Here is a 14518-nt window from a genome sequence, read left to right on the forward strand (position 1 = left end):
GAAACAGCAGTCCCCGGTTCCGCAGCGAGCACAGCCGCACCGCCGGTCACGATGGTGCGGCTAGTCGTCGACCACGCTGATCAGCGCGAGCGTGATGTTGTCGGGGCCACCCGCGTCGATGGCGGCCTTCCACAGCTCGAAGACGGCCCGGCCGCTGTCATGGGCCGCGAGCAGCTCGTCGAGGATGTCGTCGGGCACGGGGTCGGTCAGGCCGTCACTGCACACCAAATAGCGTTCACCCCCGACGAGGGGCAGCGTGCTGACGTGCGGGGTGACCGCGCTGAACCGGAGCGCGCCGCCGAGCGCCTGCGTGACGATCGACGTGGTGCGCCGGCCCGGGATCGGAGGCGGACTGTCGTCGACGCTCACCTGGCGCAGCGGCTCGGGGGCGCCGCTCGGGCCCACGGCGAGCACTCTGCTGTCACCGATGTTGAACACGAGGAGTTCTGTCCCGAGGACGACGACACCCGCGACCGTCGTCCCCATGGTGGCCAGCCCCGGATCGTGCTCGGCGGCCTCGTACACAGCGTGGTTGCAGGCTTTGAGTGCGTCGTGAACGGCCTGCTCGCTGTCGAGCAGAGGCCCGAGCGATGCCAGCCGTCGTACGACGAGACCGCTGGCCACCTCGCCGCCCGGCTGGCCGCCGATGCCGTCGGCGACCGCGACGACGAGGGGGTTGCCGAGCGGGAACCCCAGGGTCTGCGGGTTCTCGGTCATGGTCCCGCACAGCGTCCATGGACCGACGGCCAGACTGTCCTCGTTGTTGTCGCGTACGAGCCCTGGGTGGCTCAGCGCGGTGACTGTTATGTACGGCATTCCTGTCCCGCCTCTCCGTAACGGCAGGCGTGCTCCGCACCACCATTGTCACGCCGACGGCCGCACACGGCTCAGTGACGGCCCGTGGCCACCCCCTGCCCCGCGGATGACCGTGCATGCCATGGTGGGGGAGTCGTCTGGTCTGGACCAGTCTCCGGTCGTGGTGAGGAGCGTACGCATGCGCGGCACAACGGTCTTGCCCGGTGAGGGAAACAGCGGATTACCCGGTGAGGAGGGCATGCCGACGCACCGCCTGGAGGTGCCGATGCCCAACGCGCTGCCGTTCGCCATCGGCACGTTCGACACCATCGGGCCGATGTCGCGTGCGTCGTTCCCGCACCGGCACACCTTCCACGAGATCGTCCACGTCACCGGTGGCACGGGCAGGCACGTCGTCGACCTGGCCCGTTTCCCGCTGCGGCCGCCGAACCTGTGCTTCATCGCCCCCGGCCAGGTCCACCACTGGGAGGACGTCACCGGCCTCGAGGGGAGCGTCATCCTCTTCACCGACGACTTCCTCCTGGACCATCCCGCGGACCGCCAGGCGCTGCGGGGGCTCGGGCGGCGCTCCTGGCTCGAACTGCCCGACGAGTCGGCGGACCGGACCGCGGACCTCGTCGCCGATCTCGACGGCGAGTACCGGGCTGGGGCCGACGGATTCCAGAGCGTGCTCCGGGCCTTGCTGCATGTCCTCGTGGTGCGTTCGGCGCGGCTGCCAGCACAGCAACCGGCCCCGCCCGCACCGCGCTCGCGGCCCGGCACGGTCGCCGCGGAGTTCGTGACCCTGCTCGGCACCCCGGAGGGTTCTCTGCTGTCCGTGCGCGCCTGCGCGGGGCACCTGGGCGTCTGTGTGAGCTACCTCAGCGAGGCGGTGAAGACGTCCACCGGCCGCACGCCCGGCGAACTGATCCGGCAGACCCGGGTGCACGAGGCCAAACGCCTCCTCCTGCGTACGGAGTTGTCGGTCCGTCAGATAGCTGCCCGGGTCGGCTTCGGGGACCCGGCCTACTTCTGCCGCTTCTTCCGCCGCGAGACCGGCGCGAGCCCCGGCGACTTCCGGCGCGGCGGTGGCGATATTCACCACGACCACCGACTTGAGTCCATCGCCCGCGCCCGTCCGTCCGCATAGCTTCGGTGCCGATCCGGAACCCACCCCACCCCCTCAGGAGGAGCGATGGAGCACGAGATCGGCACGACCGGAGACGGCATACGCGACGACGGAAGTGACAGCGGCGGGGCAAGTCAGGGAAGCGGCCCGAGCCGCAAGGCCGTCCTGAGAGCGGCCGCCGCTGTGGGTATGTCCCTGCCCGTGGTCCTCATGGGCGTGCCCGCCCTCGCCCGGACCGCGGGCGAGCGGGGCGTGGTCCCCGAAGCGACCCCGGCCTGCGACGACGGCGACGACCCGACGCCCCCGCAGATGGAGGGGCCGTACTTCAAACCCAACTCCCCGCAGCGCACATCGCTCCTCCAGCCCGGCACGCCGGGCGTACGGCTCACCGTCACCGGCTATGTCTTCGGGCGTGCCTGCCGGCCGATTCCCCGGGTCCTGATGGACTTCTGGCAGGCCGACACCTATGGGACGTACGACAACACGGGATTTCGCTTCCGAGGCCATCAATTCACCGACACGGCGGGCGCGTTCCGGCTCACCACGATCGTGCCCGGGCTCTATCCGGGCCGCACCCGGCACCTGCACGTCAAGGTGCAGGCCCCGGGACGTCCGGTCCTCACGACCCAGCTGTACTTCCCCGGTGAGCCGCGCAACAACACGGACCCGATCTTCGACGCCCGGCTGCTCATGAACGTACGCACCGTCCAGAACGCCAAGGAGGCGGACTTCGACTTCGTGTTGAACGTGCCGCAGTAGCACGAGCAGCCCGCGCGCGGGGGCTGCTGCGGTGTTCCTCCTCAGTCGCCCCCGCCGCCGCCCCCGCCTCCACAGCTGAAGCTGGATCCGGAGTCGGAGTGGCCGGAGGAGTCGGAGTCCCATTCGTGCTCCAGGGCGTTGCCCATACGGAGCAGGGTCCGGCCGATACCGGACGGAATCAACTGCGCGTCCATGACGCCGCGTCGGACCGCCCCCCTCGGGAGGACCCCGGGGCCGTCGAACACGTAGGCCGGGAGGCTCCCGTCCTGTTCGGCCGCCTTGAGCCGCTGTCTGCCGACCCGGGTCGGCAGACGCCGGGCCCTGGTCACCAGGCCCCACTCGACGAGCCGGCCACCGATCTCCTCGACCTCGGGGGACTCCCACATCTTCGCGCACACGGACGCCGTTCTGCGGCTTTGCGGGCACGCCGTGATCAGGGCGCGCTCGACCGGATGCTCGGGCAGCTCATCGCCCACGGCCCGCACCCGCGTCGCCCTGAACCTGAGCTGCCCGCTCTCGGCCAGCGAGATCAGCGCGCACTCCACCACCCGGTGCGGCCCACCCGCCAGATACGCCACGTCGTACACACCAAGGGCCCGTCGCGCTCCCGCCGCCGTCACGGCCCGTCTGAAGTACACCCGCATGCCCTCACCCCCTTCGGACACCCCGTCTTTCGGCTGTGGTGCCCGATGGCGGGAGCGCACACCCCTCTCTCGCGCCGCTTCAGAGCAAAACTTGAGGGTCCCGACCCCACCCGCCTCTCTTGACAGCAACCGCCCCGCGGCGATCGCCTGGTGCCCTGCCGCGCGGCGACGCGGCGGCCACGAAGCCGGGCACGGGGCGCAGGGGGAGAGGCAGGCCATGTTGCGGGTGTACTTCACGGCCGAGGACCTGGCGCGGGTGCGGGTCGCCTCGGGGCCTGACTTCCTCTGGGAGATCAGCAACAGCGTACAGACGCTCCAACGGAGGGACGGGGCGCGGGTGTTCGGGGAATGGCGTCGGTGGGCGAGGCCGCGTCTCTCGGGCAGCGCCCGTCTTCTGTCACCGCTCCTGCCGCCGCACGGCTGCTCCCCGGACTTCCTCACCCCCACCCACGGACAGGGCGAGACGCTCCACGCGGCGGTCGACACCCTCGTGCGCACCCCCCGTCCGCGGCTGCGCACCGACCTGACGCGGGTGGCCGCATCGCGTCGGCTTCCGGGGTGGACGGAGTCCCTCGCGCGCGGCGACGGCGCTGCTCTGCGGCAGTTGGGGCAGGCTCTCCACACATACCACCTGGAGGCGCTCGCGCCATTCTGGCCGCGCATCCACGCCCAGATCGACGCCGACCGCATCATCCGCCTGCACAGCCTTCTCGACGGTGGGACCGATGGGCTCCTTGCGGGGCTCGGCTCCCAACTACGCTGGGTCCCGCCGGTGTTGGAGGTCGACTACCCCGTGGATCAGGACCTGCGCCTCGACGGCCGGGGGATCACCCTGCAGCCCTCGTTCTTCTGCTGGCCCACTCCTGTCACGCTCGCCGACGGCGAACTGCCCCCCGTCCTGGTGTATCCCATCGACCATGCGACGGACTGGACCCACCCCACGCCCATCGACCGTCCGGACGACGGCGCGCTGGGGCCACTCATCGGGCACACGCGCGCCGCCGTCCTCAAGGCGGCCCGCACCGGCTCGTCCACGGTCGACCTCGCCCGTCGCCTGGAGGTAACCCACCCGGCCATAAGCCAGCACATCAAGGTGCTGCGTGCAGCGGGACTTGTGACCACTGTCCGCAGAGCGGGACGGTCGCTCCATGTCGCGACCGCGGAAGGGCGCGCCCTGCTGCGCAGCAGCGGGTCGTAAGTCTGGGCTTTCATTGATTGCGCCTGGCATGGGCATGCAAGGAAGCTGTCGGAGCTGTCGCACACGCACCCCCCACCTACCCACGCATCCCCCACCGCGTCGCGTTCCGACACCTTGCCCCGCGCGCCGTTCAACGCGCGTCCACGTGTGAACTCCCGGGCACGGTACGAGGGAACGCATCGACGATCCGATGAAGGAGTGGCGTTGCGCACTACTCGTATCCTCACCCGCCGCGCGGCCGTTGCCGCCGCACTCGCCGTGGTCGGCACCCTCTGTGCCGTGCCCCCCTCGGCCTCGGCGGCTTCCTCCGGGCGGCACGGCATCAAGTGGTTCCAGGGACGGCACGGACTGCCCCGGTCCGGCTCGGTCGACGGCGCGACCGCCAGAGCCCTCAGCCAGGCCCCCGACGCCGAACTGCACCGGACGTTCCGGACCGCGGCCGACCTCGGAACCGAGGAACTGGCCAACGCGCGCACCGTCATCGGTGTCGGCAAGGGCGCTCAGATTCCCGAACAGGGCCAGGTCATCGCCCTGATGACAGCCATGCAGGAGTCCAAGTTCGTCAACTACCTGACGCCCGTGGACCACGACTCCCTGGGGATCTTCCAGCAGCGTCCCAGCACCGGCTGGGGCACTCCCGAGCAGATCACCGACGTCGCCACCTCGTCCAAGTCCTTCTACGGGGTGGCTCCCTTCGGCAGCAATCCGGGACTGATCCAGATCGCGGGATGGGAGTCGATGCCGCCGGGTGAGGTCTGCCAGGCCGTCCAGCGCTCGGCGTACCCCGACCGCTACGCGCAGTGGGAGCAGTTCGCCCGTGACCTGCTCGCCCAGGAAGGGCCCTCGGTCCCGCCGATTCCCTGACACCCGCACCCGCACCCGCACTTTCCACCTCTCCCATCAGGCCCTCACACCAGGAGCCCGTATGCGCAAGAGACTTGTCTCCACAGCGATCGCCGTAGCCGCGGTCGGCGCCCTCCTCACTCCGGCCGCCGCCCAGGCGGAACCCGCGCACCCCCGAAGCGTGTCGGTGCTCGGCCACGGCTCGAAGGCCGGGACCGCCGTCGTCAGCGGCCAGAACGAGCCCGGAACCCGGCTGCGTGTCGGCGGCGCGCGGACGGCGAGCGCACACACGCTTCCGGTGGACTACCAGGTCCAGGAGACCGGCTACTGGTGCGGACCCGCCGCCACCCGTATCGCCCTGTCCGCACGCATAGCCCCGCCGAGCCAGGGTGCTCTGGCCTCGCAGCTCGGCACCACCGAGGCGGGCACCGACCACATCAGTCAGGTGACCGGCGTGCTCAACGCCCATCTCGGCACCGGCTGGTACGAGACCAAGGAGATGCCGAACGATCCGCCCACCCAGGCCCAGAAGGACCTGCTGTGGAACGACATCGTCCTGGACATCAACAACAACTACCCGCTCGTGACCAACATCGTGGCCCCACCCGGCAACCAGCCGCCCGGTTACCCGTCGGACCAGACGATCTACCACTACTTCACGGTCATCGGCTACGACGACGCGAACGGCACGGTCCTCATCGCCGACCCCGCCTCCTTCGGCGGCAATCAGATCTACTGGCTCTCCTTCGACCAGCTCGCCACCCTGATCCCGCCGAAGGGGTACGCGGCCTGAGCCGTGAGACGTGAGCCGTGAGGAGTGAGTGAGCGGGCGAGCCGCGGCTGTGGGCGGCGCCGCGCGACTCGTGCGCCACCCACAGCCCGCTCGGTCGCCGTTGCGGGAGTAACGGCGACAGCCTCAGCGGCACCGACTTCGCTGAGGCCGGACAGGAAGCAGGGACCGGGCGACCCTGCCGACCTCAAGCACACGGCGGACATGACGAGCTGAGCTACCCCTTGCTTCCGCCCCGAGGACGCGCGCGGATGCACCGGCGCGCGGAATTCTTCACCGGTCGTCCCGGACGTCCTCCAGGCGGAGCCGCAGACTGCCGATGCCGCGCCGTGCATGGCTCTTGACCGTGCCCAGCGGCCACCCGGTGCGCTCGGCGATCTGCTGATGCGTGAGGTCCTCGTAGAACGACAGGCGCAGCACCGTCCGCTGCGTGACCGGGAGCCTCGCCAACTCCTGGGCGAGCAGCGCCCGGTCGACCGTCGAGTCCATTCCCTCGAGGGCGGGGTGATCCATCGCGGCGTACTGCGCCCCGGCGCCCTCGACGAGAGCCGCCCGGCGGGTGCGAGCCGCCAGCGCGTCAGCGATCCTGTGCCGCGTGATGCCGGTCAACCAGGCCGACAGGCTGCCGAGTTCGGGGCGGTATCCGGCCCGCCCGCGCCAGGCGGCGAGGAACACCTGCTGGGTGATGTCCTCCGCCTCACGGCTGTCGCCGAGTGCGCGCTGCGCCAGGACGTGCACCAGAGGCCCCCACCGTCGGTACACCGCCGTGAGGCTCGCCTCGTCTCCGTCGGCATGGCCCCTGGCCGGATCCGTGGCCCGCTCTTCGGCGGGGGCCCGCGTCGGCAGTGACACCAGTGCGCTCATCGACGCTTCGTCAGCTCCTCGTGGCGATCACAATCGCCGTCCGACCGAACGGAAACGGGCAGTCGCGCCGTGCCCCTGGCCGCGATCCGGTCATAGTGGGAACATCGCCCGGCACACGGCAACTCGCATCGGTTGTGCGTCGTATCTTGACCCGATGAGCGAGGGGCAACACCGCGGGCAGAACGGCGGGACGGCGGGTACGGGAGTCACCACGGGTGCTCTGGCACGACGTCTTGGGGTGTCACCGACGACGTTGCGTACATGGGACCGCAGGTACGGCCTTGGCCCTGCCCGGCGGGACACCGGTCACCACCGCCGCTGGTCCGAGCGGGACGTGGCCATGGTCGAGGAGATGGGCCGCCTGACATCGGCAGGGGTGCCGCCGGCCGAGGCCGCCCACGAGGCGCTCAAGCTGCTCGACCCCGAGTCCGCCGCCGGATCCGGCGAATCCGCCCCCGACCCCGCCGCCGTGCCGCGACAGAACCGACCCGCACGCCCGGCGCCGGTGCAGTCACCCGACATGTTCGTCCGCCAACGGCGGGGCCTTTCGCGCGCCGCCGTACGGCTCGACTCACCCACCGTGGAGGACCTGCTCACCAACGCGGTGGAGAGTCACAGCCTGGTCACCGCCTGGCAGGAGGTGATGGTGCCGACGCTGCACGCGGTGGGCCGCAAGTGGGAAGAGGCCGGAGACCGTTACGTGGAGGTCGAGCACCTGCTCTCCTGGCACGTCTCCCGCGCCCTGCACCGCTGCGCCACAACGCCGGCCTCTCCGAGCTCTCCGGCCTCTCCGGTCCCGACGGGCACGCCTGCCGTGAACACCCCCCTCGTCCTTGCCTGCGTACCGGGCGAGAACCACTCCCTCCCGTTGGAGGCACTCAGCGCCGCCCTCGGCGAACTCGGCGTTCCTCAGCGCATGTTCGGCGCGGCGGTGCCGGTCGAGGCCGTCGCGTCGGCCGTGCGCAGGACGGGCCCGGCCGTCGTCGTCCTGTGGGCACAGGCCCGCTCCACCGCGAGCATCCCGCTGGCCCGGCACATCGCCGACACCCGCTGGGGCGTACGCGGTGCCCGCGGCCGTCCCGTCGTCATGCTGGGCGGGCCCGGCTGGGCGGGTCACACGCTGCGGGGTGCGCTGCGGCCCACCAGTCTGCGGGAGGCGCTGACGCAGATCAGCAGGGTGCGCGGGCAGTCCACACCCGACCGGGGGCCCGCCTGACGCCTTGGGGCGCCAGGCGGCAGGCAGCCGGTCGGCCTTCAGCCCCTCAGCCCGCCGTCGTCAACGGCCTTCGCAGAGCGCTGCGTTCGTCGCGCCAGGCGGTCAGGAGCCGTGAGCCGAGGCGGTCCTCCAGGAAGCCCGTGGCCTCGATGCCGAAGACGACATCCGTCTCGAGGCCGGGTTCGCTCGCGAGGAGACCGCCGATCACGTCGCGGCGCACCACCTGCTCATGAACGGCGTCGGCCTCCACGTGCTCGTCGTAGAACCGCTCCGCCGCCCGCCCGGCACCGATCCTGCGCATGGCCTTGGCCAGTCGCCGTGAGCCCGGGGACGAGGTCACCTCGACGGCGGCGAAGTGCCCTACCAGAGCGCCGCGCAGCACCCGGTGCAGACCGAGCAGGGACATCAGATTGACCGTCGCGAGCACCTCGCTCGGGGCGGCGTCGAGGTAGTACCCGTACGACGTCTCAAGGGCGAGGTCCTCCATGAGGTCGGCGAAGAGCCGGGCATGGATGTCCTCGGCGCGTCCCGCCCCGAACTCGTCGAACTCGACGGCCACCATGCCCGCCTTGGCCCGGCCGTGCAGCCGGGGGATGACCCAGGCGTGCGGGTCGGCCTCCTTGAGGTGGTAGAGCGAGCGCGCCGCCGCGTACTCCCGGAGCTGCCACAGTTCGCCGTCGCGCTGGAGATGGTGGCTGACACTGGTGGGGCTGTGGCCGACGGGCTCCACAAGGAGGTCGGCCAGGGCGCGGTCGGCGCTGTCCGTGGAACGGCAGTTGGCGCGCAGGGCGCCGAGAAACCGCCCTTCTAGCGCGCGGCGCAGTCCAAGCAGCTCGGGGTCCCATTCGAGATCCTCGCGGACGCCGTCAAAGCCTTGGTAGTGCAGCTCGTAGAGCGTGTAGAGCGCGAGCTGGAGATCGTCGCCGTAGGGATCGGCGTCGTGGGTGTCGAGGGACAGCGGCCCCGGACTCCCCCCGGTGCGCAGCGTGGTGACCACGAGGCGGGACAGCGGGCCGCGGGGCTCGGGCAGGGCGGGGCTCGTGCGGCGCGACTCGCGATGGCCGTCGTCGGCGGAGGGGCTCTGGTTCTCAGCGGGCATCGGGTACTTCCTCCCCCTCGGCGTTGTCGTCGTCGGTCTTGACGCGGCGGCGGTGACTGGTGTCGCACCACGGGTACGTCCGGCTGCGGCGGCACGTGCAGATCGCGGCGGTGAAGCGCCGGGATGCGATGACCTTGCCGTCGTCCCCGACCACTTCGACGGGCCCCTCGACCAGCAGGGGGCCTTCGGGGTCGATGGTGACGCGCCGGGGCCGCTGGTCCCGTGCGACCGGCTCGGGCTCAGGTGCGTTCGGCACGGATGACCACCAGCTCTTCCATGTCCTCGGCGTCCTCGGCGCCATGGGCAGGCTTGTCGCCCAGCAGCCCCTGTCTGCGAAGGAAGGCCCTGCGCGAGCGCAGGACGGGCCCGAACGGAACGAGGGCCCGGTCGGCGACCGTGGTCTCCAGGCCGGCCTTCGAGAGACGGCGCAGCGTGGCATCGGTGCCGCACAGCTCCGAGTGGACCATGAGCAGCACGCCTCCTGGGTTCAGTGCTCCGGGGGCCGCGTCGCAGATGCGGTCGACCACCGCGCGGCCGTCCCGCCCCGCGTCCCAGGAACGCGCCGCGCCGCGCCGTGGCAGTAGGACCGAAGAGGAAGGCACGTAAGGGGGGTTGCTCGCCACGAGGTCGTAGGACCGGCCGGGGACGGGGCCCATGAGATCGCCCCGCAGGACGGTGATGCGCTGTCGCGCCACCATCGCGTTGAGGCGGGCGGTCAGGACCGCACGCCAGGCGATGTCCACGGCGGTCACCCGGGCGCCGCGCCGCGCAGCGTGGACGGCCAGCGCGCCACTGCCGGTACCGAGGTCCAGTACATCCGTGCCCGGACCGATGGCCTCGCGGCACAGGGCGCGTGCGAGGAGGCCCGTGTCGTCCTGCGGTGCGTAGACCCCCGGGAGGGTCAGCAGGCGTCCCGGGGCCGCGGATGCGGCCGTGTCGGCGACCATCACGTACCTCCGGTCGTCAGGGGCCCCGCGGGTCGAAGCCCGTAACTGCTCCGCCCCCTCACCACACTCCGCTGTTCCGGCACCGGCCACCACTCGGGTGATGACGCACGGTGACGTATCGGGTCGACTGGGTTCTCCTTCTGCCTCATGGATTCCCTGGACGCTCGGGGCTCGCTCCCGCGACTGTCGTCGTCCCAGGTGCCCGATCGGCCGTGACGCACACGTGGGCCGCTCGCCCGAAGTCACTGGGTGAGGGAGCCGGACCGTCGCGCAGGTGGGGTGGTGATTGCGCCACTGCGGCCTGGGTACGCGGCCAATCCTGCCGTTCAGCGGATCAGCTGTCGGCACTCCCGCCGTCGAAAGGGCGCAATGCCGCACAACATCTTCGTACTCGGCCTCGACGAGGCCAATCTGCCGACACTGCGAGCCGTCCCCGACGCGCAGGACTACGTCTTCCACCCTCTGCTCACCGTCGAGGAGCTGCAGAGCGGTGAAGTGTCGGTCCCCGGGCTGCTCGCCGAGGCGGAGAAGGTCCTCGACGCGTTCGACGGCCACATCGACGCGATCGTCGGCTACTGGGACTTCCCCGTCAGCACGCTCGTGCCGATCCTCAGCGAGCGCTACGGCACGCGCAGCACCAGTCTGGATTCCGTGGTCAAGTGCGAGCACAAGTACTGGAGCCGTCTGGAGCAGCAGCGGGTCACCGACGCCCATCCGCCCTTCGGCAGGGTCGACACCGAGAGCGCCGACCCCAAGCCTCCGCAGGGCATGGAGTTCCCGATGTGGCTCAAGCCCGCGCTGTCGTACTCCTCGGAACTGGCCTACGGAGTCAAGGGGCAGGAGGAGTTCGCCGAGGCGACCGCCCGCATCCGTGAGGGGATGGGGCGTATCGGGCGGCCGTTCGAGGACATACTCTCCCGCGTCGAACTGCCTCCGGAGATGGCCGACGTGGGCGGTCAGGTCTGCCTTGCCGAAGGCGCCCTTGAGGGCATCCAGGTCGCGGTCGAGGGATACGTCCACGAAGGGCGGGTCACCGTCTACGGCATCATCGACTCGATCCAGTACCCCGACTCGTCCTGCTTCCTGCGTCACCAGTACCCCTCCCGGCTCCCGGACCCCGTGCTCGAGCGGCTGCGGGACGTGTCGGAGCGGGTGATGCGGCAGATCGGCATGGACGCGGCGACCTTCAGCATCGAGTACTTCTACGACCCGCGGTCCGACGCGCTCAACCTGCTCGAGATCAACCCGCGTCACTCCCAGTCGCACGCGGAGATGTTCGAGTACGTCGACGGGGTGCCCAACCATCACAGCATGCTGAGCCTCGCGCTCGGCAAGGACCCGAAGCTGCCGCACCGCCAGGGCCGGTACGCCACAGCCGCCAAGTGGTACTACCGCTGGTTCGCCGACGCCACCGTGCACAACGTCCCCTCCAACAAGGACATCGAGAGCATCGAGCGCCGCATCCCAGGGGTGCGTATCGACGTGGTGCCCGAGGAGGGGCAGCGCCTGTCGGACATCTCCCAGCAGGACAGCTACAGCTATGAAGTAGCCCACATCTTCACGGGCGGGGAGAGCGAGGAGGCCATGCGCGCCAAGTACGACCAGTGCGTGGCCGCCCTCGGCCTCACCTTCGACGAGGCCGAACCCGGCGGCCGTGACACGAAGAACGCCTGACACGAGGAACGCCTGGGCGGCGAGAACCCGCCGCAACACGAAGGAGCGACCCGGCTTGCGCTATGTGAGCGACCTTCCGTACGAGACCAAGGAAGAGGAGAACGTCACCATCCCCGCGGCGGACGGAACCCGCCTCGCCGCCCGCATCTGGCGGCCGACGTCCTCCGACCAGGACCCCGTCCCCGCGATCCTGGAGTACATCCCCTACCGCCAGCGCGACCTGACCGCCGAGCGCGACTCCATCCACCACCCGTACATCGCCGGACACGGCTACGCCTGCGTACGCGTCGACCTGCGCGGCACCGGGGACTCCGAAGGGGTGCTCAAGGACGAGTACCTGGAGCAGGAGCAGACCGATGCCGAGGACGTCCTTGCCTGGCTCGCCGACCAGCCCTGGTGCGACGGCACCACCGGCATGATGGGGATCTCCTGGGGGGCCTTCGCCGCTCTCCAGGTCGCCGCGCGGCAGCCCGAGAGCCTGCGTGCCATCGTCATCGCGTCCTTCACGGACGACCGGTACGCCGACGACATGCACTACATGGGTGGCGCCCTCCTGTCGGACAACCTCGGCGAGGCCGGCACCATGTTCGCCTACGGCACCATGCCCCCGGACCCGGCCACGGTGGGGGACCGGTGGCGCGACATGTGGCACGAGCGGATGGAGGGCACCCGCCCCTGGGTGATCGAATGGCTCAGGCACCAGCGCCGCGACGACTACTGGCGCCACGCCTCGGTCTGCGAGGACTACCAGGCTGTACGCTGCCCCGTCCTCGCGTCGAGCGGCTGGGCGGACGGCTACTCGAACGCCGTGACGCGCCTCCTCGGCAACCTGGACGTGCCGCGCAAGGGGCTGATCGGCCCCTGGTCCCACAAGTTCCCGCACCTCGGCGAACCGGGCCCCGCTATCGGCTACCTCCAAGAAGTGGTGCAGTGGTGGGACCACTGGCTGAAGGGCGTCGACAACGGCGTCATGGAAGGCCCGATGCTGCGGACGTGGATGCAGGACAGCGTGCCGCCCTCCACGTCGTACGAGGAACGTCCGGGCCGCTGGGTGGGGGAGCCGTCCTGGCCGTCCCCACACATCACTCCCGTCGTGCGGCGCCTCACGCGCCACGGTCTCTCAGGACCGCTGTCCGATACCCCAGAGTCCCGCGCGCAGAAGGTTGCGCGGAGCACGGGTCCCGACGAGGGTCTATCCGTCCAATCACCGCTGTCCGTAGGCCAGTTCGGGGGAAAGTGGGCTTCCTACAACGCGCCCCCCGACCTGCCCTACGACCAGCGTGAGGAGGACGGTGGCTCGCTGGTCTTCGAGACCGAACCGCTGACGGAGCGCACGGAGATCCTCGGCTCGCCCTGCGTCGAACTCGACCTGAGCGTCAGCGAACCCGTCGCCATGGTCGCGGCCCGTCTGTCCGACGTGGCTCCCGACGGCAGCGCCACCCGAGTCAGCTACGGCCTGCTCAACCTCACCCGCAACGAGGGGCAGACCAGCGACCCACAGCCTCTTGAACCCGGGCGCCGCTACCGCGCGGTCATCCCCCTCAACGGCGTCGCCCAGGCATTCCCGCCCGGCCACCGCATCCGCCTGTCGCTTTCCACCTCGTACTGGCCGCTGGCCTGGCCACCACCCAAGCCGGTGCTCCTGACCGTGTACGAGACATCCAGCACCCTGACGCTCCCGGTCCGCCCGGTGGAGTCGCCCGACGCCCTGCCCGAGCAGCCCTTCGGCGAGCCGGAAGGCACACGGCCCCGTACCTCGACCCGGCTGGTCGCCCCCGAGGAGCGCTGGCAGGTCAAGCGTGACCTGGTCGACTACGCCGCGGAGCTGGAGATCGTGAAGGACCGGGGGACGGAGCGGATCGACGACATCGATCTCGAAGTCGGCCGCCGGGCCTACGAGCGCTACACGTCCGTGGCCGAGGACTTCACCTCCGCCACCGGAGAGTCGGCCTGGACGATGTCCTTCCGCCGTGACGACTGGGACGTACGGGTGGAGACCCGCACGGTCCTCAGCTGCGACGAGGACCACTTCCGGGTGGACGCCACCCTGGACGGATACGAGGGTGACCGGCGCGTGTTCTCGCGGACTTGGAACGAAACCGTGCCCCGCGACTTGCTGTAATGCGGTAGCGGTACTCGCCATGACGAGGCGGCCGAATTTCTCTGTTTGGCCGCCTACCGGCAGGGCACTCGATGCGGTGGAGGTTGATCATCCCCTCCCGTTATTCGAATCCCTGCCTTTCAGGGAAAAGCAATTGAGGAGTTCTCGATGAGCAACGAAATCTGGAGCTACATTCCCACCGCCGGGCACGGCCCGGACAACGATCTGACGGGCTACAAGGTCGAGGCCGCCGACGGGCACATCGGCAAGGTCGACAAGCACTCGGACGAGGTCGCCAACCAGTACATCGTCGTCGACACCGGCGTGTGGATCTTCGGCAAGGAGGTGCTCCTTCCCGCGAGCACCGTCACCGCCATCGATCACGAAGAGCGGAAGATCCTGGTCTCTCGCACCAAGGAGCAGATCAAGAACGCGCCCGAGTTCGACAAGGAGAAGCAC

Annotated in this window: 14 protein-coding genes and 1 pseudogene; 9 read left to right on the forward strand and 6 right to left on the reverse strand. The window is 70.3% G+C overall.

The features are described from left to right. Positions 1–60 precede the first annotated feature (60 nt). Positions 61–816, reverse strand: coding sequence for a PP2C family protein-serine/threonine phosphatase (locus ACFQ7F_RS11140; RefSeq protein WP_383269201.1), 756 nt, complete (start codon positions 814–816; stop codon positions 61–63). Between the two features lie 178 nt (positions 817–994). Here ACFQ7F_RS11140 and ACFQ7F_RS11145 point away from each other — a divergent pair, with 178 nt between their 5' ends. Both ACFQ7F_RS11145 and ACFQ7F_RS11150 read left to right on the forward strand, forming a co-directional pair. Next, positions 995–1945, forward strand: a complete 951-nt coding sequence (locus ACFQ7F_RS11145) for an AraC family transcriptional regulator (RefSeq protein WP_383269203.1) — start codon at positions 995–997, stop codon at positions 1943–1945. A gap of 168 nt (positions 1946–2113) precedes the next feature. Then, positions 2114–2680, forward strand: a pseudogene (locus tag ACFQ7F_RS11150) (dioxygenase); the annotation flags it as partial. A 44-nt stretch (positions 2681–2724) separates the two neighbouring features. On the opposite strand, the gene ACFQ7F_RS11155 reads toward ACFQ7F_RS11150, so the two are convergent. Continuing rightward, entirely contained in the window at positions 2725–3327 is a 603-nt protein-coding gene (locus tag ACFQ7F_RS11155) for a TIGR04222 domain-containing membrane protein (RefSeq protein ID WP_383269205.1), read from the reverse strand. Positions 3328–3544: 217 nt separating this feature from the next. On the opposite strand from ACFQ7F_RS11155, the gene ACFQ7F_RS11160 reads away from it, so the two are divergent. From ACFQ7F_RS11160 to ACFQ7F_RS11170, 3 genes are all read left to right on the forward strand, one after another. Further along, positions 3545–4525, forward strand: a complete 981-nt coding sequence (locus ACFQ7F_RS11160; protein ID WP_383269207.1) for an ArsR/SmtB family transcription factor — start codon at positions 3545–3547, stop codon at positions 4523–4525. Between the two features lie 204 nt (positions 4526–4729). Continuing rightward, complete coding sequence (locus tag ACFQ7F_RS11165; RefSeq protein ID WP_383269209.1) at positions 4730–5389, forward strand: peptidoglycan-binding protein; 660 nt, start codon at positions 4730–4732, stop codon at positions 5387–5389. Between the two features lie 61 nt (positions 5390–5450). Further along, the gene (locus tag ACFQ7F_RS11170; RefSeq protein WP_383269211.1) at positions 5451–6161 is read left to right on the forward strand and encodes a C39 family peptidase; all 711 of its coding nucleotides are present in this window, start codon (positions 5451–5453) and stop codon (positions 6159–6161) included. 270 nt (positions 6162–6431) lie between these two features. Here the strand turns inward: ACFQ7F_RS11170 and ACFQ7F_RS11175 are convergent, their stop codons facing one another. After that, entirely contained in the window at positions 6432–7022 is a 591-nt protein-coding gene (locus tag ACFQ7F_RS11175; protein WP_383269213.1) for an RNA polymerase sigma factor, read from the reverse strand. A gap of 154 nt (positions 7023–7176) precedes the next feature. Here ACFQ7F_RS11175 and ACFQ7F_RS11180 point away from each other — a divergent pair, with 154 nt between their 5' ends. Beyond that, positions 7177–8238, forward strand: coding sequence for a MerR family transcriptional regulator (locus ACFQ7F_RS11180; protein WP_383269215.1), 1062 nt, complete (start codon positions 7177–7179; stop codon positions 8236–8238). 46 nt (positions 8239–8284) lie between these two features. Here ACFQ7F_RS11180 and ACFQ7F_RS11185 read toward each other — a convergent pair whose 3' ends face one another. From ACFQ7F_RS11185 to ACFQ7F_RS11195, 3 genes are read right to left on the reverse strand one after another with little or no spacing between them, the layout of a single operon-like run. Further along, positions 8285–9337, reverse strand: coding sequence for an iron-containing redox enzyme family protein (locus tag ACFQ7F_RS11185; RefSeq protein WP_383269217.1), 1053 nt, complete (start codon positions 9335–9337; stop codon positions 8285–8287). Next, positions 9327–9593 (reverse strand): CDGSH iron-sulfur domain-containing protein, encoded by a 267-nt coding sequence (locus tag ACFQ7F_RS11190; RefSeq protein ID WP_383269219.1) that lies wholly within the window; start codon positions 9591–9593, stop codon positions 9327–9329. The genes ACFQ7F_RS11185 and ACFQ7F_RS11190 overlap by 11 nt, the downstream gene beginning before the upstream one ends. After that, positions 9577–10284: a HemK2/MTQ2 family protein methyltransferase gene (locus ACFQ7F_RS11195; RefSeq protein WP_383269220.1), complete on the reverse strand. Its 708-nt coding sequence runs from the start codon at positions 10282–10284 to the stop codon at positions 9577–9579. The genes ACFQ7F_RS11190 and ACFQ7F_RS11195 overlap by 17 nt, the downstream gene beginning before the upstream one ends. A 369-nt stretch (positions 10285–10653) precedes the next feature. Here ACFQ7F_RS11195 and ACFQ7F_RS11200 point away from each other — a divergent pair, with 369 nt between their 5' ends. From ACFQ7F_RS11200 to ACFQ7F_RS11210, 3 genes are all read left to right on the forward strand, one after another. Continuing rightward, entirely contained in the window at positions 10654–11958 is a 1305-nt protein-coding gene (locus tag ACFQ7F_RS11200) for an acetyl-CoA carboxylase biotin carboxylase subunit family protein (RefSeq protein WP_383269222.1), read from the forward strand. Positions 11959–12013: 55 nt separating this feature from the next. Then, positions 12014–14080, forward strand: a complete 2067-nt coding sequence (locus ACFQ7F_RS11205; protein WP_383269224.1) for a CocE/NonD family hydrolase — start codon at positions 12014–12016, stop codon at positions 14078–14080. Positions 14081–14227: 147 nt separating this feature from the next. After that, on the forward strand, positions 14228–14518 hold a 291-nt coding region (locus ACFQ7F_RS11210), incomplete at its 3' end, for a PRC-barrel domain-containing protein (RefSeq protein ID WP_383269226.1).

It is taken from the genome of Streptomyces sp. NPDC056486, assembly GCF_042795295.1.
Classification (GTDB): Bacteria; Actinomycetota; Actinomycetes; order Streptomycetales; family Streptomycetaceae; genus Streptomyces.

What these genes read in the sequence shown, in the direction of transcription:
- ACFQ7F_RS11175 (WP_383269213.1), bottom strand. Translation starts at nt 7,022, where the DNA reads ATGAGCGCACTGGTGTCACTGCCGACGCGGGCCCCCGCCGAAGAGCGG.
- ACFQ7F_RS11145 (WP_383269203.1), top strand. Translation starts at nt 995, where the DNA reads ATGCGCGGCACAACGGTCTTGCCCGGTGAGGGAAACAGCGGATTACCC.
- ACFQ7F_RS11155 (WP_383269205.1), bottom strand. Translation starts at nt 3,327, where the DNA reads ATGCGGGTGTACTTCAGACGGGCCGTGACGGCGGCGGGAGCGCGACGG.
- ACFQ7F_RS11195 (WP_383269220.1), bottom strand. Translation starts at nt 10,284, where the DNA reads ATGGTCGCCGACACGGCCGCATCCGCGGCCCCGGGACGCCTGCTGACC.
- ACFQ7F_RS11140 (WP_383269201.1), bottom strand. Translation starts at nt 816, where the DNA reads ATGCCGTACATAACAGTCACCGCGCTGAGCCACCCAGGGCTCGTACGC.
- ACFQ7F_RS11180 (WP_383269215.1), top strand. Translation starts at nt 7,177, where the DNA reads ATGAGCGAGGGGCAACACCGCGGGCAGAACGGCGGGACGGCGGGTACG.
- ACFQ7F_RS11160 (WP_383269207.1), top strand. Translation starts at nt 3,545, where the DNA reads ATGTTGCGGGTGTACTTCACGGCCGAGGACCTGGCGCGGGTGCGGGTC.
- ACFQ7F_RS11200 (WP_383269222.1), top strand. Translation starts at nt 10,654, where the DNA reads ATGCCGCACAACATCTTCGTACTCGGCCTCGACGAGGCCAATCTGCCG.
- ACFQ7F_RS11170 (WP_383269211.1), top strand. Translation starts at nt 5,451, where the DNA reads ATGCGCAAGAGACTTGTCTCCACAGCGATCGCCGTAGCCGCGGTCGGC.
- ACFQ7F_RS11185 (WP_383269217.1), bottom strand. Translation starts at nt 9,337, where the DNA reads ATGCCCGCTGAGAACCAGAGCCCCTCCGCCGACGACGGCCATCGCGAG.